The following is a 26,446-nucleotide window of genomic DNA, read 5'->3' as shown; positions in this document are numbered from 1 at the left end:
CGTATCGATCCATCCAACATCGTGTTCGTGACGGTCTTGGGCCGCGCCTGAGCGTGTGTCGTCCCGGTCGACGACGGTCGCACTCGGCAAGCAGGCCGTCCAGGGGAGTACTTGTGCCGTATCACTCGTCAGCCTGACGCGCGGTGCCGACGGCCCCGACTGCTCGTGGCGCACCTGTGTCATGGCACAAGTGCGACGTGTGCGACCCCTTGAGCGACGGCGGGGGAGGCCGGAGGATCCAGTGATCTTTCGCTCCATGCCCGCTCTTCGCCGCGTCTCAGGAGTCATCCTTGCCCAAGGTTCCCATTCCCCGGCCCGGGCCGATCGCCCTCGCCGTGGCGGCCACGCTCATACTCGGCGTCGTACCGGCGACCGCCGCTGTGTCCGCGTACTCCACAGGTGAGGTGTCGCACAACGACGCCGGACACCGAACCCCCGGCGCCACCGGCACGCACACGGTCACCCTGATCACGGGTGACAAGGTCACCATCGGGACGGCCTCCGACGGCACCGTCGTGCGCTCCTTCCAGGCCGCGAGCGGAGTCACCACCGGCTTCCACCGTGCTGTCCTGGACGGCGCCACCTACGTCTACCCCGACTCCGCGCTGCCGTACGTGAGCGCCGGCAAGCTCGACAGGCAACTGTTCAACGTGACACGGCTGATCGCCGAGGGGTACGATGACGCGCACAGCTCCCGGCTGCCGCTGATCGTGCGCTACACCGATGCCGCCGCCAAGTCCCGCACCCGCGCGAAGGTGGCTGGCTCGGCCGACGTCCGCCGGCTGGACAGCATCCAGGGCGCGGCCCTCGCGCAGAACCACCGGCAGGCACCGGAGTTCTGGTCCTCGCTGACCGGTGGCGCCGGCGCGACGGCCCGGTCCGCGAAGCCGTCCTTCGCGGGCGGCGTCGCCAAGGTGTGGCTCGACGGGAAGGTGAAGGCCGACCTCGCCGACTCCACCGCGCAGATCGGCGCGGACAAGGTCTGGGCGGAGGGCGACACCGGCCAGGGCGTGAAGGTCGCGATGCTCGACAGCGGCGCGGACACCGAACACCCGGACCTGGCGGGGCAGGTGTCCGACAGCGCCAGCTTCGTGCCCGGCGAGGACGACATCGCCGACTACAACGGCCACGGTACGCACGTCGCCTCGACCATCGTCGGCACGGGCAGTGCCTCCGACGGCAAGGAGCGGGGTGTCGCCTCCGGTGCCCGGCTGGCGGTCGGCAAGGTGCTCAACTCCGAGGGCAGCGGCCAGGAGTCCTGGATCATCGCGGGCATGGAGTGGGCCGCCCGCGACCAGAAGGCCCGGATCATCAGCATGAGCCTGGGCGGCGCCGGTGACAAGACCGACCCGATGAGCCAGGCCGTCGACGAACTCAGTGACGAGACCGGTGCGTTGTTCGTGATCGCGGCGGGCAACGGCGGCCCGCACTCCATCGGCAGCCCCGGAGCCGCGGACTCCGCGCTGACGGTGGGCGCCGTCGACTCCACCGACACGCTCGCCGACTTCTCCAGCCAGGGCCCGCGCGACGGCGACGGCGGCCTGAAGCCGGAGATCACCGCACCCGGCGTCGACATCGTCGCGGCACGCTCGCACTACAAGCGCGGCTCCGGCTACTACACCACCATGAGCGGTACGTCGATGGCGACACCGCACGTCGCCGGTGCCGCCGCGCTCCTCGCCTCCGAGCACCCCGACTGGACCGGCGTACAGCTCAAGGAGGCGCTGGTCAGCAGCGCCAAGGCGACGCCGGCGTACACCCCATACCAGGCGGGTGCCGGACGGCTCGACGCGTCGGCGGCCGTGCACTCCACGGTCTTCGCCACCACGAGCGCCTACTCCGGCTTCTACACGTGGCCGCCGAAGCCAGGGCAGACCGACGCCCGGACGGTGACGTACACCAACGTCGGCGACGCTCCGGCCACCCTTGGTCTCGCCGTCAACGGGACTGTCCCGGCTGGGCTGTTCAGCCTCTCCGCCGACCATGTCACGGTGCCCGCCCACGGCACCGCCACGGTCACCCTGACGGCGGATCTGGACAAGCTGGGTGGCGACCAGTCGGTCAGCGCCATGATCACCGGTACGGACGGCAGCGGAACGGTCCGCGCCCGAACCCTGATCGGCGCGGCCCGCGAGGGCCGGCGGCAGAACCTGACCGTCGTCGCCAAGGACCGATCGGGCAGGCCGTTGGAGGGCCGGGTCGTCCTGACCGCCGAACACCTCTTCACGGTGATGGACCTCGACGCGTCCGGCACCGGCACCGCGCGACTGCCCGTGGGCAGTTACAGCGGCTGGCTCACCGGTGACGTGCAGGGCGCCGACGGCCCGCACTCGCGCGGCATGGCGCTGCTCGCCTTCAACGACGCGAAGCTGGACCAGGACCGCACCGTCACCCTGGACGGCCGCCAGGCACGCCGGATCCTGGCACGGGTGCCACAGCAGACCACCGCCGTCGCGCCGCGCCTGGACGCCCACCGGTCCTTCACCGACAGCCTGGTGGAGACGTCGATGCTGCCGGACCCGTCGTACGACAGCATCTGGGCGCTCCCGACCGGCAAGAAGGTCACCGACGGCGAGTTCGAGACCGGCGCCCGCTTCCGCCTCGAACAGCCCGCACTGACCGTGAGCACCAAGTCGACGACGTTCAACGACCCGCTGGTCAAGCGCGCGGCGACGCCGCTGCCCGCCGGTACCCGCAACCTGACGGCGGTCTTCGCCGGTGACGGCACGGCCGCGGAGCTCGCGCGGCAGAACGTGCGCGGCAAGGCCGTCGTGGTGCGCGGCGCCGGCACGGAAGGGATCAAGGCGCAGGCGGAGGCCGCCGCGGCCGCCGGCGCCCGGCTGCTGCTGGTCGTCAACGACGGCGTCGGCCGTCTGCAGCCCTGGGACGAGAACCCCTGGAGCCCGCAGAGCCCTGCCCCGGTGACCGTGGCGACGCTCAACGCCGACCAGGGCGCCGACCTGCTCGCCCAACTCCGGCACGGCGAGGTCCCGTTGAAGGTCACCTCGCACCCCACGACCGACTACGTCTACGACGTCGTGCACCACTGGACGGGCGCCGTTCCGACGGATCCGACCTGGCGTGAGGAGGCCAAGGACCTCGGTCGCGTGAACGTCTCCTTCCGCAACTACCGGCAGGGCAAGGCGATGGAGTTCCGTCCGGACGTCTGGCGCGGCTGGGCCGTCGGCAACCAGCTCACCGCGCCCGCGCAGGGCGAGCGCACCGACTGGGTCACCGCCGGCACCACGTGGCTGGACGACGCCTTCATCCAGGGCGAGACCGGGCAGCACTCGATCGACCCGCTGACCTACCCGGCGCGCAGGACCGGCAAGGTCAGCTGGTTCGGCCCGATCCAGCGGCCCCGCATGGGCCCGCTCAACTACCAACCCGTGCGATACCTCGACACGATGTACATCACCGCGCCCGGCTGGGGCGACTCGGGATCCGGTCACGTAGGCGAGGCCGGCGCGAACTTCGACGTCAAGGACTGGATGTCGCTCTACCAGGGCGACCAGCAGCTCGACTGGGGCAACGCCGAGTACCTGCAGGTTCCCGGCCTCGGCGCGGAACGCCTGCCCTACCGGCTGGTCCTCGACAACGACCGCGGTACCTGGACCAGTCCGTACTCGACGCACACGCTGACCGAGTGGGACTTCACCTCCGCGGTCACCGGCAGCGACGCGGCGGTGTCCCTGCCGCTCATCCAGCTCGACTACGGCGTGGACACCGACAGGTCCGGCCGTGCCGACCGGCACGCCGGCCTCACGGTGACCGCCTCGCACCTGCCGGGCACCACCGCCGCCATCGGGAAGCCGACCGTCGAGGTGTCGTACGACGACGGCGCGACCTGGCAGCGGACCGACCCGAGCCGGTGCGACGGCGGATGGCGCACGAACCTGCGTGCGCCACGGTCCGCGCACTTCGTCACCCTCCGGGTCGGCGCCCGCGACGGCGCGGGCAACACCGTCTCGCAGACGATCACCCGGGCCTTCGGCCTGCGCTGACGTCACACCCGGGAGATCACCCCGGACAGCACCGCGTGGGCGGGACCGCAGCCGGCGGCCCCGCCCACGCCTCCTGGCAGGGCAACATCACCGGTCCGCGCCGACCAGCCCTCCTTCCGCTCAGGCCGAGGGCTGCGGAGTCCGCTCGCCGGCCGCGGGAGCGGCCGCCCCGGTGGCGGTGTAGAAGACGGATGTGCCCTGCTTGGTGCGCTGGGCCTGGTTCTTGGCCACGAGCCCCTCCAGCGTCGTGCGCACCACGGTCGTCTTCACCGCGCGGTCGGGATGCTGCTGCCCCAGCGCTGTGGTGATCTCGGCCGCCGACCGGGGTTCGTTCTGGCCGGTGAGGTGCTCGCGCACCAGGTCGACCAGCTTGGGCCCGGCCGGCCGCGGCTTCGCCGTGGTGGGCTGCTTGCCGGAGCCCTGCTTCGCCGTGGCCGTCTTCCCGCCCGCCGTCCTCTTGGCGACACCGGTTGACGCGGCCCTCTTGCGGGGAGCGGGCACCGCGGTGGCCGGGTCGGCCGCCGGCGTATCGGGCACCGCCGGCACACCAAGTGCCTCCTGGAGGTTCAACAGGACGCTGTGGTCGTGCCGTACGGCGGTCAGCTGCTCCTGCAGTGCTTCGATCTCGGCGGTGAGGCGCTCCTGCTCCTTGCGGTTGCGTTCCAGGTCGGCGGCCACCTGGGCGCTGTAGTGAGAGGTCAACTCGGTTGTCTGGGTGGCGGCTTCTGACATGGGGCTCACACTCTTCTCAGGTGTCGCAGCCGATGAGCGGCGGGCCCATGGCGTACGCGAAGTCGAAGGTTCGTGCTGTTCTGCCTGCTGCCGGGGGAGCGGCGGCAGTTACTGACGCACATCTTGGCTGTAGTGATAGTACGTAGGACGGCCGCGTTGGTCTCTGTCCATGGCCGTGAATCGACGAATGACCGGCACCGGTGGCGACGCTGTGACCGTCACCGTCCACCACTGGTCGGGTCCGGTGGGCTCCGGTGCGGGGCTGCGAGTCAGGGCGGCAACGCGACCGCTCAGGCGTGGTGTGGTCCGATTCCCCATGACGCAAAGGGCCTCCAGGCCGTTCGTCGTCACCTGCCGCGCGTGGTCACCGACCGCTGGACGAGCGTTCCGCCGTGTGCTGCGGGTCGACTGCCGCAAGCACGGTGTCAGCGAGTTACGCGGCGGACCGTCCGCCACCCGCGTCGGTGGCTGCTCCATAGCGGCCCGCTGGGTGAACGCGGGCACGTACCAGGGCGTCGGCATGGCCGAGAACGGACGTGATCAGTTCGTCCACCGTGAGTGATCCGCAGTGTGCGGCGACGTGCGCCGGCACCTTCCGGTCCGGGGTCTTCCAGGGGCCCCGGGTGCCGGGCCGGCCCGTCCGTGCTCAGGCACTCGAACCCGCCGCTACGCCCTCGGCGCCCAGAGCGCGTGACACGATCACGCGCCCCGGTCCCAGCAGTCGTGCCGTGGTGGAGCGTGCGACCTGATGCACGACTTCACGCGGACGCGGCGTCGGGAAATCGACCGTTGCCCAAGTGGTGGCCGACAACGGTGCGGCGGGTTCTGCGCGTGAACGTGGTCGGGAGCGGTCTGGTGACGTACATGCTGTTCCCGGGATGCGCTACGGGGCGTACGCCCACGACGCTCATGCCCGATCCGGCCTCGCGCGTCCGGCCAGGGCGGCCGCTTCCCGTGTGGCCGAGCCCGCCGACACCCGGGCGACCGTCGTCGTACGGCGCGTGAGTGCCGCCGCCTCGCTGCCGACGGGCATTCTCGGCGCGTACGACCTCAACGGGAGCAGGTGGGCAGGAAGGCTGCTGCCGCGGATCGCGCAGCGCCTCGACCCGGACACGCAGGTGTACTGCCACGAGCGTGGCTTCTGGGAGGGGACCGCCAACCGCACCTGGGACGCCTCGACCGGCACACTCGCTCTCGTCCGGCCGCTGTCCGGCGGGGTGACCCAGACGTACGTCCTCTACATCGGGACGCAGGCCTCCGCGCGAGCGTCGGCACCCGCGTTCCAGAAAGCCGGGCCAGCTCCGCTCGCCGTACGCAACGCCGCAGGCCACCGACGGACAGGTTCGGTTGGACGGTGGCCAGTAACCGACATGCTGTCCTGTTCGGCCTGCTGATGCGGTGGGATGACCTGATTCATCGCCATCGGTGGGAGGGGGCGGACATGAACACGTTTGCCGAGTCGGGTCTGGCTTGTGCGGCGACCGAGGCGGAGCGGGGGGTCTGCCGGTGTGGCGCGGGCGTCGGCGCCGATGGCCCGAAGGCTGCCGAAGAAAGGTTCCGCGGGCTGCTGGAGGCGGCACCGGACGCCATGGTGATCGTGGACGACACCGGAACCATCAGACTGGTCAACGCCCAGACCGAGGCCCTGTTCGGCTACAAACGTGAGGAACTTCTGGATCGTCCGGTCGAGTTGCTGATGCCGCACCGTTTCCGTGGTCATCACACGGTCCACCGCGACGGGTACGCCGCCAACCGGCAGGTCCGTCCGATGGGCGCGGGGCTCGACCTGCACGGGCTGCGCAAGGACGGCACCGAGTTCCCCGTCGAGATCAGTCTCAGTCCGCTGGAGACCGTGGACGGACTGCTGGTCTCCGCCGCCGTCCGCGACGTCAGCGACCGCAAGGCGGCCGAGGCCCGCATCAACGAGCTGGCCGCACTGGTCGAGTCGTCCCAGGACGCGATCCTGGCGAAGACCCTCGACGGCTACATCACCTACTGGAACGCGGCTGCCCAGCGGCTGTACGGCTACACGGCCGAGGAGGTCATCGGCCGGCACGTGTCGCTGCTCTCCCCGCCCGAACTGCGCGGTGAGATCAGCGCGCTCCTGGAGCGGCTGCTGCACGGCGAGAAGGTCGAGCACTTCGAGACGCTCCGGGTGACCAAGGACGGCCGCCTGCTGGACGTGGACGTCACGATCTGGCCGACCCGGGACACCGACGGCATGGTCGTCGGGGCGTGCGCCATCGTGCGGGACATCAGCGACCGCAAGCGCGCGGAGGCCGAACTGACCGCGCTGTACGAGCAGCAGCGGCACATCGCGCTCACCCTGCAGCGCAGTCTCATGGGCACCCCGCCCGCGATTCCGGGCCTTGCCACCGCGAGCCGGTACCGGCCCGCCACACAGGGTGCGGGAGTGGGCGGTGACTGGTTCGACCTGATCCCCCTGGGCGCCGGCCGGGTCGGCGTCCTCATCGGTGACGTGATGGGCCGCGGCCTCGACGCCGCCGCGGTGATGGGCCAGTTGCGCTCGGCCGCGCACGCGCTCGCCAAGACCGGCATGCAGCCCCGGCAGCTGATGCAGGCCCTCGACACCTGCGTCGAGGACCTCGACGTGCCGGACCAGTTGGTGACCTGCTGCTACCTCACCATCGCGCCGGACACGGGTACGGTCACCGTCTGCTCCGCCGGTCATCTGCCGATCCTGGTGGCCACCCCCGGCGGTACCGTCAACAGGCTCCCGGCACAGGTCAACGCCCCGCTCGGGGTCGGTGATGTGCTCTACGAGCAGTCGTCGACGACCGTGGCACCGGGCGCCACCCTCATTCTCTACACCGATGGCCTGGTGGAGACGCCCGGCAGCGACATCGAGGTCCGGATCGCCGAACTCACCTCGGTGCTGCGCGGGTTCTTCGCCGCTCCACCGAGTCTGGAGACCGCCGCGGACCACGTCCTGAGCCGGCTGCTGCCGGAGACCGACAGCCACGACGACGACGTCACCCTCCTGTTCGCCCAGTTGCCGGCCGCACCCCCGGCCGCCGTCACGACCGATCTCCTGGCCGTCCCCTCGTCAGTGCCCGAGGGCCGCGCGTTCCTCAGCAAGGCGCTGCTCTCCTGGGACTGCACGGGCCCGTCGGACGAGGCGCTCCTCCTGCTCTCCGAGATTCTCACCAACGCCGTTCAACACGCGGAGGGCCCCATCGGTCTGCACCTGTGCCGAACGTCCAGCGAACTCACCATCGAGGTCAGCGACCGCAGCCCGCACCTGCCTCAGCCCCGTATCGCGGCCGGGGACGAGGAGTCGGGCCGGGGCCTGTTCCTGGTCCGCACCCTGGCCGACACGTGGGGCGTACGCCCCACCGACGAGGGCAAGACCACCTGGTTCACGCTGAGGCTCTGACGCGGGTGTCACGGACTTCGGCGCAGCCCCCCGTCGTCCTGCGCCCGGTGGAGGGCGAGCGGGAGGGTCTCCTACGTGAACCAAGACCCCTGAAGGTGAGGTGGTCTTTGGTTTCCTGGTACCGAATGACGTCACTGCTGACGTCACTGCTGACGTCGGCCGCGGCCGCCGAGCAGCCTAGCGAGCATCCCCCGGCCCCGCGCCGTGGTCGCGGCGGCCCGGGACAAGAGCCTCGCGCTGCCGGCCGCAGAGGACTTCACCTCCGCTCCCGGGATCGGGGCAGCGCGACGGCCGACGGCCACGAGATCTCCGCCGGAGCCACCGGGGCGGTTGCTCACCAAGCCGGGGACCGGGGCCTGCGACGCTCGGTCGCCACGGGCCGCGGAGCTTGCCGCCGAACTGGAGGACGACGGCCGGACCGCCGCCCCGCACGGCGAGCCCGTGCACGGCCACCGGTGTCGGGACTGCTGCTGCGGCACCGGCAGGATCCGCGGCGTCGACCACGCCACCCAGCTCACCACGCTCAAGGCGGAGTTGAGCGGGTCGCCCAGGTCCGGGCCGCAGGCGGACGATCCGTCCGGCTGGGGCAGGTCAACGATCCCGACGCGACCTCCGGCATCGCCCACTGGGTCACGGCCGGAGGTCCCCGACTCGCCGGTCCGCTCGAGATCCTCGGCCTGTACGCGTTCACTCCGTCCCGGCGGGCTCGTCGGTCTGCGGCCGAGGAACCGGCTCGGTTCGCCCGCCCGCCCGCCCGCCCGCGCGAGGCGGCGGGCGGGCAGGGCGGCGGCGAGGCGGTCGTGGATGTGCCGCCACCGACCCGGCGGCCAGGGCGATCCCACCGCCGGCCCTCCACCACAACCCGCCGGTCATGTCGGCCCCCAACTTCTTGCCGGCCGTGGCCCTCCCCCACGGCTGGTCCCGGAGCAGGCCAACTTCCGGGGCCACTTCAGGACGTACGGACCTCGGTGGCTCAGTACACGTGGTCATCGAGCGGATTCCGCGCAGGGGGCGGGAGAACGGGCGGTTCACCGTCGACACTTGCCTGACAGACGCCCGCTGCAGCCGGCGCGACCTGTGGTCCCACTGAAGTGAGCGGATCGTCCTGACCCTGTTCGGCAGGGGCGAAGCACTGCCGGAGGGAGTCGCCCCCATCGTCCGCCGTCCGGCCCCGGACGGCTGCACTGCTTCTCCTCGGTCACCGATGAGTTGCGGTGTGCCGGACGGTCCAAGTCGGCACATCCGACAGAGGAGAACCCGATGGGCAAGACGCGCTCGCATCCGCTGACTCACACCGCCCGTCGCATGTTCGAACTCCTGGAGCCGATCTGCCTGGTCACCTTCGTCGCCGACGAAAGCAACGAGGAACTGGCCGCACTCGGCCACCGCACCTACTGGGACGGCTACTTCGCCGGCCGCGCCGCACCACTGGGACGGGTGCCGGCCCACGTCGTGCACGCGGCCTTCTACAACTTCGCCGACGGGGAAGCCGCCCGGCACATCCCCAGTGCCTGGGAGACGATCCCGCCCGAGGCTTCTGTCGCCGCGCGGGAGCGGGGCAGCGCGGCCTCCCTACGGCGCATCCTCGGCGAGGAGCCGGCCGACTCCCCGGGCCTGGTACGTGCCGCAGACCTGACCACCAAGGCCGCGACGAGCGCCCCCACCGAAGGCCGGGTGATGTACGCCGGCATGCGCAGCCTCGAGGTACCCAGCGACCCCGTCGCCCGGCTGTGGCATTCCGCGACCATGCTGCGCGAGCACCGCGGCGACGGTCACATCGCCGCTCTCGTCGGCGCGCGCATCGGCGGCACGGAGGCGCACGTGCTCTCCGCTCTGGAACGGGGCATCCACCCACCGGAGTCGTTCGGACGCATTCATCACCTGCCGAAGGAGCGCCTGGCGGCGGTCATGGACGGCCTGCGCGAACGCGGACTCGTCGACACCGACGGCCACTTCACCGACGCCGGCCGCGCGGCCAGACAACGTATCGAAACCCTCACCGACGAACTCGCCACCCCGCCCTATGAAGCCCTGTCCCTCCCCGAACTCGACGAACTGATCACCCAGCTCGAACCCATCACCGCGACCCTGGTGGCCACCGGCTCGCAGTGACACGCGGAAAGCGCTGAATAATCGTGGGATCCAGGCGGAACACCCAGACGGAACGTCCCGCCCAGGTTCGGCTGCTGCCTCCCGTACCCCGACGGTGTGCCCGTCCTTGTCGAGAAGGCGGGCCGTCACCATTCCGCTCCGGTCGCCGTCCGATCTCCCAGGCCGCCGCAAACCGCCACCCCGGCAGCGAAGGAGGAGATCGCTCACTACGCCTGCCGCTGCGGGACCTCCGGTGCAGTGACCAGGGTCACTGGCTTGTCTTCGGTGCGGCTTGTTGACCTGTGGATCGAGGGGTAAATGGTTGTCGTCCTGCAAGCATTTGCCCCGGCGGTGACGGCTGCCGGGCAGGGAAGACTCTCGGAGTTGAGATCACGATGGAGTACTCGGGAAACGGGCGTCCCACGCCCAGCGACATGCCGGGTCTGGTTCGGCAGGCGGACGTCGCCAGACAGTTGGCTCAGCTGAGGCAGGAGATCGACCAACTGCAAGAGGCGATCGCCTCGCACGCCGTCATCGACCAGGCCATCGGCGTGGTCATCTCCCTGGGTAAACTCCCCCCGGAGCAGGGGTTCGAGGTACTGCGGACGGTTTCCCAGCACACCAACACCAAGCTCCGGGAGGTCGCCGCACTGATCGTGAACTGGCCGGCCGGCGGGCCGCTTTCCGACGAGATCCGCCGGGTCCTGGAACAGGCCCTGACGGCTCTCCGCTTCCCCTGACCAGGTCACGGGGCGGGCGTTGCGGCGGCTGAGGGATCGGTGTGTTCGCCGGTGACGAGGTAGACCATGCGGCGGGCGATGGAGACGGCGTGGTCGGCGAAGCGTTCGTAGTAGCGGCCGAGGAGCGTGACGTCGACCGCGGTCTCCACCCCGTGGTGCCAGCGGTCGTCCATGAGGTGCTGGAAGATGCCACGGTGCAGCTCGTCCATGCGGTCGTCGTCCCGTTCCATCTGCGCCGCTGTTTCCACGTCGCGGGTGACCAGGACGTCGGCGGCCTGTGCCATCAGGCGCTGGGCGAGCTGGCTCATCTCCAAGACGGTGCGGCGCAGATCCTGTGGCACGGCCTGGAGGGGATACCGCCGCCTGGCCACCTGGGCTACGTGCTGGGCCAGGACCGAACAACGCTCCAGGTCCGCGCTCATGCGCAGCGAGGTGACCACCACCCGCAGATCGGTCGCGACCGGCTGCTGGCGGGCCAGGACGGCGACGGCCCGGTCCTCCAGGTCTCGTTGCAGGCCCTCGACACGGCCGTGAGCCCCGATCACACTCTCCGCGAGCTCAAGGTCCGCGTCCAGCAGCGCACTGGTAGCCCGCGCCATGGCGGAACCGACCAGATTCGCGATGCCGACCAGGCCCTCGCCGATGGAGTCCAGTTCCGCGTGATAAGCGTCCCGCATGCCAACCCACTCTCCGGTTGCCCGCCGTCCTGCACCCGCCACATTCCCACAACGCCGCACACCTCTGGCCCGGCATTCCCGGCATCACGCGAAGGCTTCAGTCCAACGGCGCGCCGATCCCCCGTTCGCCCGCCGGATACGTGGCGCGGTGTATCAGGGTCGGTAGACCATCCCGGGCCGGGGCTTGGCGGGGGCGAGCAGCTGCGACACCGTGACGATGGTGTAGCCCTGCTGCTTGAGCGCCTTGAGGATCCCCGGGACGGCGGGCACGGTCCCCTTGTGCAGGTCGTGCAGCAGGATGATGCCGTCCCGGTGGGTCTGGTCGAGCACCCGCTTCGTGATCAGGGCGGAGTCGGTCGTCTCGTAGTCCTTGGCGGTGACGCTCCACAGCACCTGCGCCAGGCCCAGCTCCCGGCAGACCTTGGCCACCTTGCGGCTGGTACGGCCCTCCGGCGGGCGCATCAGAACCGGCTTGGTGCCGGTGATCCTCTCGATGGCGTTCTGGGTCCGGCCCAGCTCCTGTCGGATGCCGTCCTCGTCGAGGTCGGTCAGCCTCTTGTGATACCAGGTGTGGTTCCCGATCTCCTGCCCGTCGTCCGCGATGCGGCGCAGGATGTCGGGGTACTTGGAGATGTGCCCCTTGCCCTGCACGAAGAACGTGGCGTGCAGACCCTGCTGCTTGAGGATGTCCAGCAGCTTGGGCGTGGTCGGGCTGGGACCGCCGTCGAAGCTGAGCGCCACGCATTTCGCCTTGCGGCAGTCGACGTTCCCGGTGACCGATCCCGACGCCTCGGCCCGGGCGGCGCGCGGTGAGGTGTGATCGTAGGTCGTGACCGTCAGGGCCAGGGTGACGGCGACGGCGAGGGCGACGGTCACCACGGCCACGACGGCCACGAGTATGCGCGAGCGTCTTGTACGTGCCTTGATGAGCATAGGAGTGCCTTCTTCTTTCGGAATGGGTTGGAGTGAGTGGTAGTGGGTGTTATCGCGCGCGGGTGAGCGCGGGCTTCGTGGCGTGCTCCCGTGACCGCATGTCGAGGGTCAGGCGTTGCCTCAGACGGCGTCCGAGCCGGCGCTCCACCAGGATGTGGACGAGCATGGACAGCCCCAGCATGCAGATGACGGACAACGCCATCGCGGGCAGCGGACCCGGCCTCGGGAAGGCCTGGATCAAGCCCTTGGCCAGCGGGACGCCGAGGCTCTGGTGGACGAGGTAGAAGGGGTAGGTGAGAGCCCCCGCGGTGACCGCCCAGCGCCATCGCACCCCGGACAGCGGGCCGGTTCCGGCGAGGACCAGCAGCACCAGGCAGAGGGTGAGTACGACCGCGCAGACGGCCCAGGAGGGACGGCCCTCCCCGGGGGGTACGGCGGCATGGTCGGCGACGCGCAGATCGAGCACGGTCAGCTGGTAGCACCAGGCGAAACCGAGCAGCAGCCAGAGGAGGAGGCTCTGTCCGAACCGGTGCATGAGGTAGAGCAGGATCCCGGCGACGAACAGGCCGGTGTACCGGGGAAGCAGGAACTCGTCGATCAGCGGTGAGTGGAGTTCAAGGGCGATGACGCCGGCCAGGAGCCAGGCTCCGCAGAAGGCCACCACCCGCCGGTAGGTCAGGCCGAAGACGAGCAGCGCGACCATCAGCAGGTAGAAGCGCGCCTCCACCCAGAGCGTCCAGCTCACGCCGTCGACCGTGGCCAGTCCCATCGGTCCCGGGGCCATCGTCAGGTTCCCGAGGACGGTGCGGGGGTCGATGCGCGTAGCGGAGGGCCAGTCTCCCAGCCGGGAGACCAGGACGAGGACCACGACCAGGAGCACGGCGCACCAGTAGGCGGGGAAGAGCCGGGAGATGCGGGAGACGGTGAACTGCGCGGGAGTCCGTCCCCAGCAGCTCATGCAGATCACGAATCCGCTGATGAGGAAGAAGAATTCGACTCCGAGCCAGCCGTAGCGGCTGATCTCGTGCAGGAACGGAGCGAGATCCCGGAGTTCGACTCTGCCCCAGTAGTGCGGGGTGGGCGTGCCCAGGAAGTGGTAGGCGGCCACCATGAGCGCAGCCAGCAGGCGGAGTCCGTCTATCGCCGTCAGGCGCGACTGGTCGTGGTGAGATTCGGAGGAGGGCATGTCGCCACCGGTGCCGTGTCAGCGGACGGTGGGGAGAGATGAGCGGCCGGGGTGATGCGGGGCGCGACCGGTCTTGTGGGTGGCGTCGGCGGGCATGGCGAAACGACCTCCGTACAGGGTGAGAAGAGGGAAGAAGGCAGGGAGGAGAGAGGCGTGCGAGGTGCGAGAGGTGCGGGGTGCTGCTTCCGCGCGGTCGCCGTGGTCAGACGCGGCGGTGCAGGAGCAGCACGGTGACGCCGGTGAGCAGGACGGCCAGACCGCCGAGAATCGCGGTGTCGGTCCACTGGAAGGCCCAGTAGTCACCCGCGGGATTGGCCTCGTAGAAGCGGGCGACGTAGCCGTGTGTCGCCATGCATTCCCTGAGCTGGGTTCCCGACGGAAAGGCGCAGTTGAACACGGAGTCGTGGCGGCCGGACGCGGTGATCAGGCCGTAGTCGCCGGTCGACCACTTCTCGCCCATGGGCGCCTTGGGGGTGCTGCCCGCGCTGACGTAGGTGTGCGGCGGAACCAGGAGCCGCGACCAGTGGGTCCATTCGAGCAGGAGCACCATCGCCCCGGTCGCCAGCAGCGTCAGGCCCATCGCTTCGACGACCCTGCGGGTCAACAGGCCGAGGAGGGTGCCGGCTGCCAGGCCGAAGAGGGCGGCCGCGACCACACGGGGGCCGGAACCGCTCAGGGCCGTGTCGTCGTACCAGAACAGTCCGTAGCTGCGGTCGGCGGCTGGTCGCCACCACCAGGCGAACACCGCCGCGAGCAGGCCGGAGAGGGCTGTCGTGGTCGTCGCGGCCAGGGCGAACCGGGAGGCGAACCACTGACCGCGGCTCATCCCCTGGGCGAGGATCATGCGGTGTGTGCCCAGTTCCCGGTCGCGGCCCAGCAACGGGGCGCCCCAGAAGACGCCGATGACGACAGGCAGGACGACGTTCAGCGCCCCGAGGTACTTCAGCGGTTCGATGTCCAGCAGGAGGGGCGGGCCGCTGTCGGACCGTGTGCAGTACAGCGGCCCGGTGGCGCAGTGGTCGAACAGTCCGCTGTGCAGGGCGTCGAGCATGTCCGAGCGGTAGTACGCGGCGATCGCCACCGTGACGGCCAGGGCGGCCGCACCGACGCCTGCCGGCAGGCGTTGCTGGCGCCAGGCCAGCCAGAGAGAGCCTTTCACGCCGCAACCTCCGTCCGCCCCACCGCGGCGGCGGGCTCGGGCTGGTCCTCCGCCCGGAGGTAGCCGATCAAGATGTCCTCCAGCCTGGGGGGTGCCGCGTGCCAGCCGTCGCGCAGCGGTCCGCGTTGCCGTACCAGGGCCGTCAGCTGTCTGCCGACGGTACGACGCTGCACGATGGTGTGCTGTGTGGCCAGGACGTCGGCCTGGTCGGCCGGCCCGGTCAGTACGGTGTGGCTCGCGCGCAGTGCCTCGGCGTCCTCGCTCAGTTCCGCGCGGCCGTCGCGGAGCATCAGCACCCAGTCGCAGGTCTCCTCCAGCTCGGGCAGGACGTGCGAGGACAGCACGATGCTCGTGCCGCGCTCGGCGGCCTCGGCCATCAGCTCCGCCATGATCTCGCCTCGTGCGACGGGGTCGAGGTCGGCCAACGGCTCGTCGAGCAGCAGGAGTTCGGGCCGCTTGCCGAGGGCCAGGGCGAGCGCGACACGAGTGCGTCGACCGGGGGACAGTTCGCCTGCGCGGGAGTGGAGCGAGATGCCGCCCTCGTGGACGATCCGCTCGGCGGCCGCCCGGTCCCACGTGGAGTTCAGCTTCTCGCCCATCAGCAGGGTGTCCGCCACGGTGGAACGGGGGTAGAGCGGCTTGTCCTGGGTGAGCAGGGCGACCCGGGTGCGGGCGTCGGCCGTGCCAGGTGTGGCACCCAGCACGCGCAGTTCCCCGGCGCCGGGTCGCAGGAGGCCGCCGGCCAGGTGCAGCAGAGTGCTCTTGCCGGCGCCGTTGCGGCCGACGAGTGCGGTGATACGACCGCTGGGTACGGTGAACTCACAGTCCCGCAGGGCCTTGGCGCCTCGCCTTCGGTATCGGAACCCGAGTCCCGCGGCGCACAGTGCGGCTGGTGCGTCAGGCTCGGTCATGAGTGCTCCCTCCTCCGTTCCCGGTCGCCCGGGGTGATGCTGCCGTGTGCGTGGTCATGGGCGTCCAGGGCCGCGGTGACCATGGCGAGGACGTCGGCTCGTTCGAGGCCCTCGGCCCGGGCGCGTGCCACCCAGTCGGTGATCTCCCGGCGCAGCGGCGAGTCGTCCTCCGCGCCGGGCCGGGCCAGTGAACGCGTCACGAAGGTTCCGAGACCGCGGCGCAGTTCGACCAGGCCCGCCTGCTCCAGGTCGCGGTAGGCCCGGAGCACGGTGTTGGGGTTGATGGCGGTCGACGCCACCACCTCCTTGGCCGTGGGCAGCTTGTCCCCGACCTTGAGGAAGCCCATCCGGAGCGCCCGTTCGGTCTGCTCCACGATCTGCACGTAGGCCGGTACGCCGCTGCCGCGGTCGATCCGGTAGTCGATCACGTGGCCTTCCTCGGTTCCACCATGCTTGTACTAATGAATTAATGGAAGCATGGTGGATGTACGGCGGCGCTGTCAAACACCTGTGAGCCAGCAGACAGCGGGCACATCGTGTGTCACACCGTCCGGTCCCGCTCGGTCTAAGGAGTGTCGAACAACAAACAGAGGGTCTGATGCGAGAAATTGTGATTGTCGGTGGCGGCTATGCGGGCTTCTACACCGCGTGGGGCCTGGAGAAGAGGCTCACTGCGGCAGAGGCGCGGATCACGGTTGTCGACCCCCGCCCCTATATGACATATCAGCCTTTCCTGCCCGAGGTGACGGCCGGGTCGGTCGAGGCCCGGCACGCCGCCGTGTCCCTGCGGCGGCATCTGCGTCACACCCGGCTGATCGCGGGGACCGTGACCGCGATCCGTCACGCCGACCGGGCGATCACCGTACGGCCCGCCAGGGGAGCGGAGTACGAGCTGCGGTACGACACCCTCGTCGTCACGGCAGGGGCCGTGACCCGCACCTTCCCCATCCCCGGGCTGGCGCAGCACGCGATCGGCCTGAAGCACGTCGAAGAGGCGGTGGCCATCCGCGACCGCCTGATGACCGCCTTCGACCAGGCGGCGTCCCTGCCGCCCGGCGCCGAGCGCCGAAGGCTGCTGACCGTGACGTTCGTGGGCGGCGGGTTCTCCGGAGTCGAAGGCTTCGGGGAACTCCTGTCGCTCGCCACGGCCATGCTGAAGTCGTATCCGGAACTGAGCGGTGACGAGCTGTCCTTCCACCTGGTCGAGGCACGCGGCCGTATCCTGCCCGAGGTGGGGGACAAGCCGGGCGCCTGGGTGGTGCGTTCCCTGGAACGCCGTGGTGCCCACGTTCACCTCAACACCCAGATCCGGTCCCTCGTCGACGGCCGTGTGGTGCTGTCCGACGGGGCGGAGTTCGATTCGGCGCTGGTCGTGTGGACCGCCGGCAACGCCTCCAACCCGGTGGTGCACAACCACTCGGATCTGCCGATCGACGCACGAGGCCTGCTCGTGGTCCGGCCCGACCTGCGCGTGGGCACCGAGGGTGCGGCCGTGCCCGATGCGTGGGCGGCCGGGGACGACGCGGCCGTTCCCGACCTCGCTTCGAGGGTGCCGGGGGCCCACACGGTGCCGAACGCCCAGCACGCCGTGCGGCAGGGCAGACGCCTCGCGAAGAACATTGTGGCCGACCTGCGCGGAGGGCGGATCAAGAACTACCGTCACAGCAGCCTGGGGGTGGTGGCCACGCTGGGACTGGGGCGGGGCATCTTCCAGTACAAGAGGATCGTCATCAAGGGGCTTCCGGCCTGGCTGATGCACCGGGGTTACCACATGCTCGCCGTGCCCTCCTGGGAACGTAAGATCCGCGTCCTCACCGTCTGGCTCACGGCCGCCGCCTTCGGCCGGGACCTCGTCTCTCTCGCCTCCGTGCAGCATCCGCGGGACGCGTTCGTCACGAGCGGCGATCCGCGGCGACCCGAGGAGAACCCGACGAGCGCCCGCACCGCCGTATGAGCCCGGGAGAGAACGACGACCGCGGGCCCGGCGCCCTTCCTGTGGAGTGCACCATGAACACCGGTGAGGAGGCCGCACGCGGCCTGACCGACATCGAGACCTTCCTGTACCGGCACGCCCACCTGGGGGCGGCACGGCGGCGCGTGGAGGTCTTCACCACGGGGGTGCAGGGACTGACCCGGGAGCAGAGGGCGGACATCGAGAGCTGGTACCTGAGGGAACAGACCTACGTCGCACACCTGGTGACGGACCATCTGGCCGACAGTATCGGCGAGCTGCAGCGGCAGCACCGGGCCCGTTTCACACGGTGGCTACGAGGAACGCTCACCGCGATGATCCTGGTCACCGTGGCCATGTCCGTGGGCGTCGCGGTGCTCCTGGCATCACTCGGCTGACCGGGAACGGGGGGCGCGGTAGAGGCCGCGCCCGGTCCGCCGGATGCGGGAGGCGCCGACAAGGCGATCGAGTGTGCTGCGGACCCCGTTGATGCTTCCGCTGTCGTCGTCGCGGCCCAGGGCGGCGGCCACGTCACGGGCCCGTACATCGATGTCGCCGGCCCCGGCGAAGTACTCCATGATCTGCTCGGTGAGCCGGCCGTACTTCTTCTGCCCGTCCGCGCTCTCGCCGTCCCTCTCGCCCGCAGGCTCCTGATCACGAGGCGTGGGTACGGTCGCAAGGCTCGCGGAGTCGGTGGCCGCGACGTCGGCCTGAGGTGCCACACCCTTCGCGACCTCGGCCTCTTCCGCGGTGGCCGGGGCACGCATCAATGACTCGAAGGCGCTGAGAGCCTGTCGCACCGAGCCGAGATGGGCCACGACCGCGGCGAGTTCCCTTTCCAGCGCCTGCTTCTGCATCTGCAGACGGGCCAAGTCCTCCTGAAGGCGTTCGGCGGTGACCGCGACGTCGCGCATCGAGTGGGTCGCAGGGACCATGCGTTCCTCTTCTCCTCTGCACGCTGTGGGACGTCGCTTCGGCTGCGCGACGCTCGGCCCAAACGCGGAAGCGGTACTCCCAGACATGATATGCGCAGGTCCGGAGGGAACCGTGGCGTCCTGCCGGTCGGCATCGGCTTCCGCGCGCGTATCACCCGGCGGCTGGGGCGAATCACCAGATCATGCGATGCGCCGCAGGACATCCGGAGTCCCTGCCGCCCGTTCAGGACCCTCCCGTGAGAAGTGAGGTCCGGCGCCCGCGCGACCCACCGTGCGTTCCCCTCCGTGTCACACCTTATGATTCTCCTGAATCACTCGATCATGCGATGCGTTCATGCGCCACCCTGGCGAAGTATGTGCTGGTTGGTGACCCATGCGCCGGTCGGGCCGCGGGAACAGGTCGATTCGGACCTCTCGGTTCCCGCACCGCCCGAGCCCGCGCGGGACCTCATGCCCGGCGCGATGCCGGCCACGAGGAGCGCGTCGCGGTACGGCCGGCCGAAGCCGCCCGATCGCACGCGGTAGCGAGGTGATTCCGGCACGCGGCAGCGCAGCCCGGAGGAACGAGGACCACAGATTCATGCATGCCAATCCGTCCCCCACGACGGGCGACCTCGACGAGGCTGTTTCCACGTTTGTGCGGTACAGGCCGCGGCTCTTCGGGATTGCCTACCGGGTGCTCGGCAGCGTGGCCGAGGCCGAGGACGTGGTCCAGGAGGTGTGGCTGCGCTGGCAGAAGACGGACCGATCCGTGGTGCTGAGCCCGGCCGCCTTCCTGTCGAGTGCGACGACCCGCCTGGCCGTCAACGTGGCGCAGTCGGCGCGGATGCGCCGGGAGACCTACATCGGGCCGTGGCTGCCCGAACCCATCGACACCTCCGTGGACCCGGAGGTGGGGGCGCAGCGGGCCGAGGCGCTGGACATGGCACTGTTGCTGGTCCTGGAGAAACTGAGTCCCACCGAGCGGGCCGCGTACGTCCTGCGCGAGGCGTTCGACTACTCGTATCCGGAGATCGCGGAGATCCTTCAGCTCAGCGTGGTCAACGTCCGCCAGATCGTGAGCCGGTCGCGCAGACGTCTGACGGGCGAGCCACGGGCGAGCGTGGACGCGCTGGAGCACCGACGGCTGCTGGACGCCTTCGTCTCGGCGGCCCGTACCGGGGACGTGGCCTCGTTGGAATCCGTCCTCGCTCCCGACGTCGTCAGCCTGTCCGACGGCAACGGCCTCAGAGGCGCCGCACGCCTGGCCGTGGTGGGCCCGGCGAGTGTGGCCAACCTGGCGACCGCCACTCGGCGGTTCTGGCGGGGGACCGACCTGCGGCCGGTCCAGGCCAATGGCCGGACGAGCGTGATGATGTACCGCGGCGGTGCCCCCAGCACGATTCTGACGATCGCCGCTTCGAGGGACGGCATACACAAGGTGATGTGGGTGTTCCACCCGGACAAGATCGCGGCATTTCTGAAGTCGCGGTCCCGGTCCGCGCCGGTGCCCGGCCCGGCTTGATCCGCGGGGTGTGCCCGGGGGGCGGGGCCGACGGTTTCCGGTTTGTGGGGGCTCCCGACTGGAGGCAGGGTGGTCTTGGAGCCATGCGCATGAGGCAGTGGACGGACCGGGCTGTCGCGGTACACGCCGCCCGGCCGGCGCCGCCACGACCAGTGCCGAACCGCCGGTTCCGGGATGATCACGGAGGTGTGGCAATGTCGGCAGATGACGCAGTGAACGAGACCGTCGGACAAGACATCGAGTCCACGGTCGGCCCGAGGATGCTGGCGGACGTCAGGCCTCCCTTCGTTCCCGAGGGAGCTTCCGGGATGACCATCTTCGTCGAATGGCCCCCCGGCCACCCGGGGACACCTCCGCACCGTCACTCGGGGCCGTGCTTCGGCTACGTCCTCGAAGGCGCGGTCCGCTGGGAGCTGGAGGGCGAGCCGGAACGTGTGATCAAGGCGGGTGAGACGTTCTGGGAGCCCGGCGGCGAAGTGATCCACTACCAGAACGGCAACGCCTCGTCGGACGCGCCGGCCAAGTACATCGTCTTCATGATGTGCGCGCCCGGTCAGCCGATGCTCACCCTGGTCGAGGAGCAGGAGCTGACCGAGCGGGCCCATCTGCGGGCCCCGCGCGCCACGGCCTGACCCGGCGGGCACGCACAGCCCGACGCGGGCCTCGTCCGGACCCCTGGGCCGTTTCCTTCGGATCATCTGATCGCGTCCACGTACCGCACCGGGACTCCGTGGATGGACCTGCCCGAGCACTTTGGCTCGTGGAAGGGTGCCCACAACCGGCTGCGGAAGCGGTCCGCCGACGGGACCTGGGAGACGGCCTTCACCGCCCTGCTCGCCCAGGCCGATGCCGATCTCGACCGGGTCGTTGCTGTCGACTCGACCGCCGTGCGCGCTCATCCGCACGCCGCCGGTGCCCGTCAAAAGGCGCCCCGGCCGGCGAGCCGGCCGACCATGCCCTCGGGCGGTCCCGCGGCGGCCTGACCACTCACCTCGCCGCGGACGGCCACTGCAGACCGCTCCCCTTCATCTTCACGCCCGTCACGCACCCGCATTCACCCAGGTCATGACGCTTACGGGTGCCGAGGCCGGTCGGCAGGCACAGGACCACTCCGGAGATGGTCCTGGCCGACAAGACATACTTGTCGCGGGCGATCCGCAGCCGGCTGCGCCAGCGTGGCGTCAGGGCGGTGATTCCGCAGCCGGTCGACCAGGCCGCGAACCGCAAACGTCGCGGCCGCCTCGGCGGCCGTCCGCCTGCTTTCGACCGCGAGGCGTACAAGCAGCGCAACACCGCCGAGCGGTGCATCAACAAGTTCAAGCAGTGGCGCGGTCCGGCCACCCGCTACGACAATCGAGCCCGCCACTGCCAAGCCATAGTCACCATCGCCTGCCTACGACTCCGGCTCCCCTGACATTGCGGACACGACCCAGACCGCTCCTCACCGTGGCTGTGTCCGGCGCGGGTGATCGTTCGCGATCTCCCGGTACTCCTGCGCGGTCGGTTTGGGGACCTGTGAGCCTTCGCCGTAGAGGGCGCGGCTGAACAGGACACGCAGGCGGCGGGCACGGCCGGCTCCGGCGGCCGGTCTCCCGGCGGAGCCGTCGAGGCCGGCGGCGAGGGGGGTGTACTGCTCATGCTGCGTCAGCAGATGGAGTTCCGCCGGGTCGACAGGCGCGTGCACCTCGATGAACTCGCCGTCCGGCAGGCGCTTGACGACACCGGTCTCGCGACCGTGCAGCACCTTGTCGCGGTCTGCGCGCTGCAGGCCGAGCGCACAGCGCTTCGCCACGGCGTAGGCCGCCGGCGGCGCGACGACCAGGCCGATGCGGACCGTCCACGTCACCGATTCGACCGAGACGTGGAACCGGGTGGCGATGATGTCGTTCGCGGCACCCACGAGCGAAACCAGGTAGAAGGTGATCCAGGCGACACCGAGCGCCGTTCGCACGGGGCGGTTGCGTGGCCTGTCGAGGAGGTGCTGGTCACGACCGTCCCCGGTCGCCCATGCCTCCAGGAACGGATAGGCGCCCATGGCCAGGAAGAGACCGGCACCCGCCACCAGCGGGATCAGGTTGTCCAGTGCCAACGTGTGCCCCCACAGGGCGATCTCCCAGCCGGGCATGACGCGCAGCAGGCCGTCGGCGACGCCCATGTACCAGTCCGGCTGCGATCCGGCCGAGACCTGGTCGACGCGGTAGGGGCCGTACAGCCAGATGGGATTGATCTGCACGAGTGCCGCCATCGCGAGGATGACACCGGCCACCAGGAAGAAGAGACCCGTGGACTTCACCGCCCGCACCTTGGGCGGTGGGCCCACCACATTCCCGTTGGTCCGTCCCGGGCCCGGATATTGCGTGTGTCTGTGGTGGAACAGCAGGACCAGATGGGCCACGAGCAGCGCGATCATGATGGCTGGGATGATCAGGACGTGGATCGTGTTGAAGCGCGCCACCAGATCGTCGCCCGGGAACTCACCGCCGAAGAGGAACATCGAAAGATAGGTTCCGGCGATCGGCAGGGAAAGGACCGTCCCGTTCACCACGGCGAGTCCGGTTCCGGAGAGCAGGTCGTCGGGGAGGTCGTATCCGGTCAGCCCTCCGAACATGCCGAGGACCAGCAGCAGGAATCCGAACAGCCACTGGACCTCACGGGGCTTACGGAAGGCGCCGGTGAAGAACACCCGCAGCATGTGGACCAGCATGGCTCCGATGAACACCACGGCGGCCCAGTGATGGGCCTGCCGTATCAGCAGGCCACCGCGTACCTCGAAGGAGAGGCGCATGGTCGAGTCGAACGCCTCCGACACCGTCTGGCCCTGCAACGGTGTGTAACTGCCCTTGTACTCGACTTCGTTGAGCGACGGGTGGAAGTAGAAGGTCAGATAGACGCCGGTCACCACGATGACGACGAAGCTGTAGAGACAGATCTCTCCCAGCAGGAACGACCAGTGGTCCGGAAAGACCCGACGTGCCTTGGCGCGGATCAGGCTGAGGGGACCCAGACGTCCGTCCGCCCAGCGGGCGATGCGTTCCCCGCCGCCCCGTGCGCCGGCTTCCTCTTCCTCGGTCTGATCATCCATGCCCCTCTAACCATTCTTCATCCGGCCCGAAAAGGGGCGCCACTTGAGGCATGAGCCCGGTGTGCGGGCCCACGACTGCTTCCACCCGTATGACCGGGAACGAGGCGCGCATGTGACACGCGCGGCTCCGAAGGCTCCCAGGGCAGGCGGCCTGCCCTCAGCGGGCCGGTTCCCGCCCGGCACGGGCCCGTTCGTCCGCTCAACGGGACGGAGGCTGTGGGAGAGCGGCGGAAATGGCTGCCATCCGCTCGTTGAGCACGGTGAGTTCCTCGCGGAGTTCGTCGATACGCGTCTGAAGTCCGGCGGCTTCGGCGGTCAGCGCCACGACCGTGGCCGCCAGGCCGATGCGGTCGTCCGAGGCATGTGTCATGGGTCTTCCTTCCGGCGGACACGCCGACAGGCGTCTCGTCGGTCATCCGTCGTGTGTCTGGTCCAGCCGCACGGCCCGGATGTCGAGAGTCAGCTTCACCTTGTCGCTGATCAGAGCTCCGCCCGTGGCCAGGGCCCGGTTGCCGTCGAGCCCCCAGTCGGAACGCTGCAGGGTGGCCGCGCCGGTGAATCCGACCCGGTTCCGGCGGTGAGCGTCCTCACCCGCCCCGCGGAACCCGAGGTCGACGTGGACAGGCAGTTCGATGTCCTTGATCAGAAGATGTCCCGGCAAGCGGAAGCGGCCCTCACCGGCGGGCAGGACACCGCCGCCCGAGCGGAAGCTCATGAGCGGGAACGTCGCGGCGTCGAGGAAGTCCGGGCCCGTGACATGCGCGTCCCGCTCCGGATATCCCGTGTCGACGCTGCAGGTCTGGACACTGAGGAACGCCTCGGACCGGGTGGGGCGCGCTCCGTCGAGCTTGAGCAGCCCCTCGAAGGCGGTGAACCGTCCGCGTACGTTCGTGACCACGCCGTACCGGACCGAGAACCCGATGGTGCTGCGGGCCGGATCGATGGCGTAGACGCCGGTGAGATTCTCCAGGGGCCGGGTGCGAGAAGCAGCGGTTTCCCTACGGTTGAACATGGCGAGCGGGCTCCTTCGTGCGGGGACCTCAGGCAGGCGCGCACTCTGCGGCGGGATCGGTACCCAGGCAGGCCCCTGGCCGGCACCGGGGGCCGTTCGCGGGCGATGCGGCGTTACTCGGCGAGCTTGCCGTCGGTCGAGACCTCCGTCATGAGAGAGGAGATCTCGTCGGGGACGGCGGGGATGGTCTCGCGGGTGACACCGGTCGTGGGCGACCATACGAGGTTGACCTGCTGAGCGGGGTCCAGCTGGGGGTAGTCGCTGCGGTTGTGGCAACCGCGGGTCTCACGGCGTTCGAGTGCCGCTTCGAGGGTGGCCCGCGCCGACAGGGCGGCGGACTTGAGGTCGAAGGCGTGCGCGAGATCCTGGAAGCCGGCGATGTCGGGGTGGACGCCGACGTTCTCCATCCTCTTCTCGATCAGCGCGAGTTCCTCGAGCCCGGCGCGCAGGCCCTGCTCGTCACGCACCACTCCGGCATGTTCCGTCATGGTGTTGCGGATGGCCCGCTGCAGGGCGCGGACGTTCTCCGGTCCGTCGGCCACCAGAAGGTCGTCGATCTCGGCACGGGCCTGCGCGACCGCCGACGCCGACCGCGGCTGGGCGGTCAGGGACTGCGAGTAGGCGGCGGCCGCCCGGCCGGTGATGCGGCCGAAGACGAGCAGCTCGATGAGGCTGTTCCCGCCGAGGCGATTGGCGCCGTGCAGGCCGCTGGACGCCTCACCGATGGCGTAGAGCCCGTGGACGTCGGTGCTGTGGTCCTCGGGACGTACCCACACACCGCCCATCGAGTAGTGCGCGGTGGGCGCGATCTCGATCGGATCGCGGGTGATGTCCAGCATCTGCAGGTCCAGCAGCGTCTGGTAGACGCGGGGGAGACGCGTCATGATCGTCTGCCGTGGCAGATGGGAGACGTCGAGCCACACGCCGCCCTTGGGGGTCCCCCTTCCCTCCTTGATCTCCGTGTAGGAGGCCAGGGCCACGCGGTCACGGGTCGACAGCTCCATGCGTGCGGGGTCGTACCGGCTCATGAACCGCTCGCCGAGCGCGTTGCGCAGGATACCGCCCTCACCGCGGGCGGCCTCGCTGACAAGGGTGCCGGCCGCGTTCTCGGGCTCGATGATGCCGGAGGGATGGAACTGCACCAGTTCGGGATCGCGCAGCCGGGCGCCGGCCTCCACGGCCAGACGGAACGAATCTCCCGTGTTCTCGTCCCGCCGGGAGGAGGTCCGCCGCCAGATACGGGTGTGCCCGCCCGCGGCGAGAATGACGGCGTCGGCGTGGATCAGGTACCTGGTTCCATGGGCGAGGTCGAAGCCGTAGGCCCCGAAGACGGCACCGTCGTGGACCAGGAGCCGGGTGATGTAGACACCGTCGAGCACGGGCACGTTCAGCTGGTCCGCGCGCCGGATCAGGGTGCGCTGGATCTCCAGACCGGTGTAGTCGCCGGCGAACGCGGTCCGCCTGAACTTGTGCGCGCCGAAGAAGCGCTGGGAGACCCGTCCGTCCGCCTCACGGGCGAACGCCATGCCATAGCGTTCCAGGTCGCCGATGCCCCGAGCGGCGCCCTGGGTGACGATCTCGACGGTGCGGGGATCGGCGAGCAGGTAGCTCTCCTTGATCGTGTCGGCGGCGTGCTGCTGCCAGCTGTCCTCGGGATCCATGGTGCCGAGGGCCGCGTTGATTCCTCCGGCGGCGAGCGCCGTGTGCGCGTCCTCCTTGGGACGCTTGCCGACCGCGAGGACGTCGACACCGGCTTCGGCCAGTTCGATCGCCGCTCGCAGCCCGGCACCCCCAGTCCCGATCACCAGTACGGTGGTGGAAACACGTTGTTCGGTGATAGCCACGTTCTACTCCGGTCGATGAGGGATTGTCACTCAGTAGGACCGGGATGCCGCGGAACCTGTGACACCTGTTGTGAAGGCACTTGTGTCAGACACCCGGCGGCGCGCGGGTGCCGGGCGAGGGCCGTCACCCGGTCCCGTGCCACGGGACCGCGGTGCCACGACAGCGCACCGCCGTGAACGGGTTCACGGCGGTGCGGCCCCGAGCGACGGTGCGCGGGAGTCCCCGGAGGACCGGGAGCCCACTTGTCGAGGACGGTCGTTCCCGAGGCGTCCTGGGGAACGACGGCT

Annotated in this window: 22 protein-coding genes and 1 pseudogene; 11 read left to right on the top strand and 12 right to left on the bottom strand. The window is 70.0% G+C overall.

Annotated features, from left to right (window positions below):
- Window positions 1-290: 290 nt before the first annotated feature.
- Window positions 291-4,004: a S8 family serine peptidase gene (locus ACFXI4_RS06325; RefSeq protein WP_384988579.1), complete on the top strand. Its 3,714-nt coding sequence runs from the start codon at window positions 291-293 to the stop codon at window positions 4,002-4,004.
- A gap of 120 nt (window positions 4,005-4,124) precedes the next feature.
- On the opposite strand, the gene ACFXI4_RS06320 is transcribed toward ACFXI4_RS06325, so the two are convergent.
- The gene (locus ACFXI4_RS06320) at window positions 4,125-4,736 is read right to left on the bottom strand and encodes a hypothetical protein (RefSeq protein ID WP_384988578.1); all 612 of its coding nucleotides are present in this window, start codon (window positions 4,734-4,736) and stop codon (window positions 4,125-4,127) included.
- Window positions 4,737-5,130: 394 nt separating this feature from the next.
- Between ACFXI4_RS06320 and ACFXI4_RS06315 the strand changes: the two genes are divergently transcribed.
- The 5 genes from ACFXI4_RS06315 to ACFXI4_RS06295 all read left to right on the top strand — a co-directional run bounded on the left by ACFXI4_RS06315 (window position 5,131) and on the right by ACFXI4_RS06295 (window position 10,964).
- A complete protein-coding gene (locus ACFXI4_RS06315) occupies window positions 5,131-5,298 on the top strand; it encodes a hypothetical protein (protein ID WP_384988576.1) in 168 nt (55 codons plus the stop codon).
- Between the two features lie 394 nt (window positions 5,299-5,692).
- Complete coding sequence (locus ACFXI4_RS06310) at window positions 5,693-6,130, top strand: hypothetical protein (protein WP_384988574.1); 438 nt, start codon at window positions 5,693-5,695, stop codon at window positions 6,128-6,130.
- Window positions 6,131-6,177: 47 nt separating this feature from the next.
- Complete coding sequence (locus ACFXI4_RS06305; RefSeq protein WP_384988573.1) at window positions 6,178-8,133, top strand: PAS domain S-box protein; 1,956 nt, start codon at window positions 6,178-6,180, stop codon at window positions 8,131-8,133.
- 1,260 nt (window positions 8,134-9,393) lie between these two features.
- Window positions 9,394-10,245, top strand: a complete 852-nt coding sequence (locus ACFXI4_RS06300; protein WP_384988571.1) for a MarR family transcriptional regulator — start codon at window positions 9,394-9,396, stop codon at window positions 10,243-10,245.
- A 413-nt stretch (window positions 10,246-10,658) separates the two neighbouring features.
- The gene (locus tag ACFXI4_RS06295) at window positions 10,659-10,964 is read left to right on the top strand and encodes an ANTAR domain-containing protein (protein ID WP_384988569.1); all 306 of its coding nucleotides are present in this window, start codon (window positions 10,659-10,661) and stop codon (window positions 10,962-10,964) included.
- Window positions 10,965-10,969: 5 nt separating this feature from the next.
- Here the strand turns inward: ACFXI4_RS06295 and phoU are convergent, their stop codons facing one another.
- From phoU to ACFXI4_RS06265, 6 genes are all read right to left on the bottom strand, one after another.
- Window positions 10,970-11,641 carry a phosphate signaling complex protein PhoU gene (gene phoU / locus ACFXI4_RS06290; protein WP_384988568.1) on the bottom strand — a complete coding sequence of 224 codons (672 nt, stop codon included), beginning with the start codon at window positions 11,639-11,641 and terminating at the stop codon, window positions 10,970-10,972.
- 153 nt (window positions 11,642-11,794) lie between these two features.
- Entirely contained in the window at window positions 11,795-12,574 is a 780-nt protein-coding gene (locus ACFXI4_RS06285; protein ID WP_384988566.1) for a polysaccharide deacetylase family protein, read from the bottom strand.
- Window positions 12,575-12,623: 49 nt separating this feature from the next.
- Window positions 12,624-13,760 (bottom strand): acyltransferase family protein, encoded by a 1,137-nt coding sequence (locus tag ACFXI4_RS06280; protein WP_384988565.1) that lies wholly within the window; start codon window positions 13,758-13,760, stop codon window positions 12,624-12,626.
- Window positions 13,761-13,962: 202 nt separating this feature from the next.
- Entirely contained in the window at window positions 13,963-14,919 is a 957-nt protein-coding gene (locus ACFXI4_RS06275) for a transporter (RefSeq protein WP_384988563.1), read from the bottom strand.
- A complete protein-coding gene (locus tag ACFXI4_RS06270; RefSeq protein WP_384988562.1) occupies window positions 14,916-15,830 on the bottom strand; it encodes an ATP-binding cassette domain-containing protein in 915 nt (304 codons plus the stop codon). The genes ACFXI4_RS06275 and ACFXI4_RS06270 overlap by 4 nt, the downstream gene beginning before the upstream one ends.
- On the bottom strand, window positions 15,827-16,258 hold the full coding sequence (locus ACFXI4_RS06265) for a GntR family transcriptional regulator (RefSeq protein WP_384988560.1): 432 nt from the start codon (window positions 16,256-16,258) through the stop codon (window positions 15,827-15,829). The genes ACFXI4_RS06270 and ACFXI4_RS06265 overlap by 4 nt, the downstream gene beginning before the upstream one ends.
- 170 nt (window positions 16,259-16,428) lie before the next feature.
- Between ACFXI4_RS06265 and ACFXI4_RS06260 the strand changes: the two genes are divergently transcribed.
- Both ACFXI4_RS06260 and ACFXI4_RS06255 read left to right on the top strand, forming a co-directional pair.
- Window positions 16,429-17,784, top strand: coding sequence for an FAD-dependent oxidoreductase (locus ACFXI4_RS06260; protein WP_362714751.1), 1,356 nt, complete (start codon window positions 16,429-16,431; stop codon window positions 17,782-17,784).
- Window positions 17,785-17,837: 53 nt separating this feature from the next.
- Complete coding sequence (locus tag ACFXI4_RS06255) at window positions 17,838-18,179, top strand: hypothetical protein (RefSeq protein ID WP_362714754.1); 342 nt, start codon at window positions 17,838-17,840, stop codon at window positions 18,177-18,179.
- Here ACFXI4_RS06255 and ACFXI4_RS06250 read toward each other — a convergent pair.
- A complete protein-coding gene (locus ACFXI4_RS06250; RefSeq protein ID WP_384988558.1) occupies window positions 18,168-18,716 on the bottom strand; it encodes a hypothetical protein in 549 nt (182 codons plus the stop codon). The two genes, ACFXI4_RS06255 and ACFXI4_RS06250, sit on opposite strands and share 12 nt — an antisense overlap.
- 580 nt (window positions 18,717-19,296) lie before the next feature.
- Between ACFXI4_RS06250 and ACFXI4_RS06245 the strand changes: the two genes are divergently transcribed.
- From ACFXI4_RS06245 to ACFXI4_RS06235, 3 genes and pseudogenes are all read left to right on the top strand, one after another.
- Window positions 19,297-20,220 carry a sigma-70 family RNA polymerase sigma factor gene (locus tag ACFXI4_RS06245; protein ID WP_384988557.1) on the top strand — a complete coding sequence of 308 codons (924 nt, stop codon included), beginning with the start codon at window positions 19,297-19,299 and terminating at the stop codon, window positions 20,218-20,220.
- A 260-nt stretch (window positions 20,221-20,480) separates the two neighbouring features.
- On the top strand, window positions 20,481-20,852 hold the full coding sequence (locus ACFXI4_RS06240) for a cupin domain-containing protein (RefSeq protein ID WP_362714776.1): 372 nt from the start codon (window positions 20,481-20,483) through the stop codon (window positions 20,850-20,852).
- Between the two features lie 69 nt (window positions 20,853-20,921).
- Window positions 20,922-21,634, top strand: a pseudogene (locus ACFXI4_RS06235) (IS5 family transposase); the annotation flags it as partial.
- Between the two features lie 27 nt (window positions 21,635-21,661).
- Here ACFXI4_RS06235 and ACFXI4_RS06230 read toward each other — a convergent pair.
- From ACFXI4_RS06230 to ACFXI4_RS06215, 4 genes are all read right to left on the bottom strand, one after another.
- Window positions 21,662-23,302 (bottom strand): cytochrome bc complex cytochrome b subunit, encoded by a 1,641-nt coding sequence (locus ACFXI4_RS06230; protein WP_384988555.1) that lies wholly within the window; start codon window positions 23,300-23,302, stop codon window positions 21,662-21,664.
- Between the two features lie 199 nt (window positions 23,303-23,501).
- Window positions 23,502-23,672: a hypothetical protein gene (locus tag ACFXI4_RS06225; RefSeq protein ID WP_384988554.1), complete on the bottom strand. Its 171-nt coding sequence runs from the start codon at window positions 23,670-23,672 to the stop codon at window positions 23,502-23,504.
- Window positions 23,673-23,714: 42 nt separating this feature from the next.
- Window positions 23,715-24,314: a YceI family protein gene (locus ACFXI4_RS06220; RefSeq protein ID WP_384988553.1), complete on the bottom strand. Its 600-nt coding sequence runs from the start codon at window positions 24,312-24,314 to the stop codon at window positions 23,715-23,717.
- Window positions 24,315-24,427: 113 nt separating this feature from the next.
- A complete protein-coding gene (locus tag ACFXI4_RS06215) occupies window positions 24,428-26,158 on the bottom strand; it encodes an L-aspartate oxidase (protein ID WP_384988551.1) in 1,731 nt (576 codons plus the stop codon).
- Window positions 26,159-26,446 lie beyond the last annotated feature (288 nt).

The sequence above is a fragment of the Streptomyces sp. NPDC059224 genome, from assembly GCF_042754285.1.
Classification (GTDB): Bacteria; Actinomycetota; Actinomycetes; order Streptomycetales; family Streptomycetaceae; genus Streptomyces.
Note: the sequence above shows the minus strand (reverse complement) of the source record. Positions and strands in the feature narration are given on the sequence as shown.

Coding starts and splice junctions, on each gene's coding strand:
- ACFXI4_RS06320 (WP_384988578.1), bottom strand. CDS start 4,736: ATGTCAGAAGCCGCCACCCAGACAACCGAGTTGACCTCTCACTACAGC.
- ACFXI4_RS06305 (WP_384988573.1), top strand. CDS start 6,178: ATGAACACGTTTGCCGAGTCGGGTCTGGCTTGTGCGGCGACCGAGGCG.
- ACFXI4_RS06300 (WP_384988571.1), top strand. CDS start 9,394: ATGGGCAAGACGCGCTCGCATCCGCTGACTCACACCGCCCGTCGCATG.
- ACFXI4_RS06295 (WP_384988569.1), top strand. CDS start 10,659: ATGCCGGGTCTGGTTCGGCAGGCGGACGTCGCCAGACAGTTGGCTCAG.
- phoU (WP_384988568.1), bottom strand. CDS start 11,641: ATGCGGGACGCTTATCACGCGGAACTGGACTCCATCGGCGAGGGCCTG.
- ACFXI4_RS06285 (WP_384988566.1), bottom strand. CDS start 12,574: ATGCTCATCAAGGCACGTACAAGACGCTCGCGCATACTCGTGGCCGTC.
- ACFXI4_RS06280 (WP_384988565.1), bottom strand. CDS start 13,760: ATGCCCTCCTCCGAATCTCACCACGACCAGTCGCGCCTGACGGCGATA.
- ACFXI4_RS06270 (WP_384988562.1), bottom strand. CDS start 15,830: ATGACCGAGCCTGACGCACCAGCCGCACTGTGCGCCGCGGGACTCGGG.
- ACFXI4_RS06260 (WP_362714751.1), top strand. CDS start 16,429: ATGCGAGAAATTGTGATTGTCGGTGGCGGCTATGCGGGCTTCTACACC.
- ACFXI4_RS06255 (WP_362714754.1), top strand. CDS start 17,838: ATGAACACCGGTGAGGAGGCCGCACGCGGCCTGACCGACATCGAGACC.
- ACFXI4_RS06250 (WP_384988558.1), bottom strand. CDS start 18,716: ATGGTCCCTGCGACCCACTCGATGCGCGACGTCGCGGTCACCGCCGAA.
- ACFXI4_RS06245 (WP_384988557.1), top strand. CDS start 19,297: ATGCATGCCAATCCGTCCCCCACGACGGGCGACCTCGACGAGGCTGTT.
- ACFXI4_RS06240 (WP_362714776.1), top strand. CDS start 20,481: ATGCTGGCGGACGTCAGGCCTCCCTTCGTTCCCGAGGGAGCTTCCGGG.
- ACFXI4_RS06230 (WP_384988555.1), bottom strand. CDS start 23,302: ATGGATGATCAGACCGAGGAAGAGGAAGCCGGCGCACGGGGCGGCGGG.
- ACFXI4_RS06225 (WP_384988554.1), bottom strand. CDS start 23,672: ATGACACATGCCTCGGACGACCGCATCGGCCTGGCGGCCACGGTCGTG.
- ACFXI4_RS06220 (WP_384988553.1), bottom strand. CDS start 24,314: ATGTTCAACCGTAGGGAAACCGCTGCTTCTCGCACCCGGCCCCTGGAG.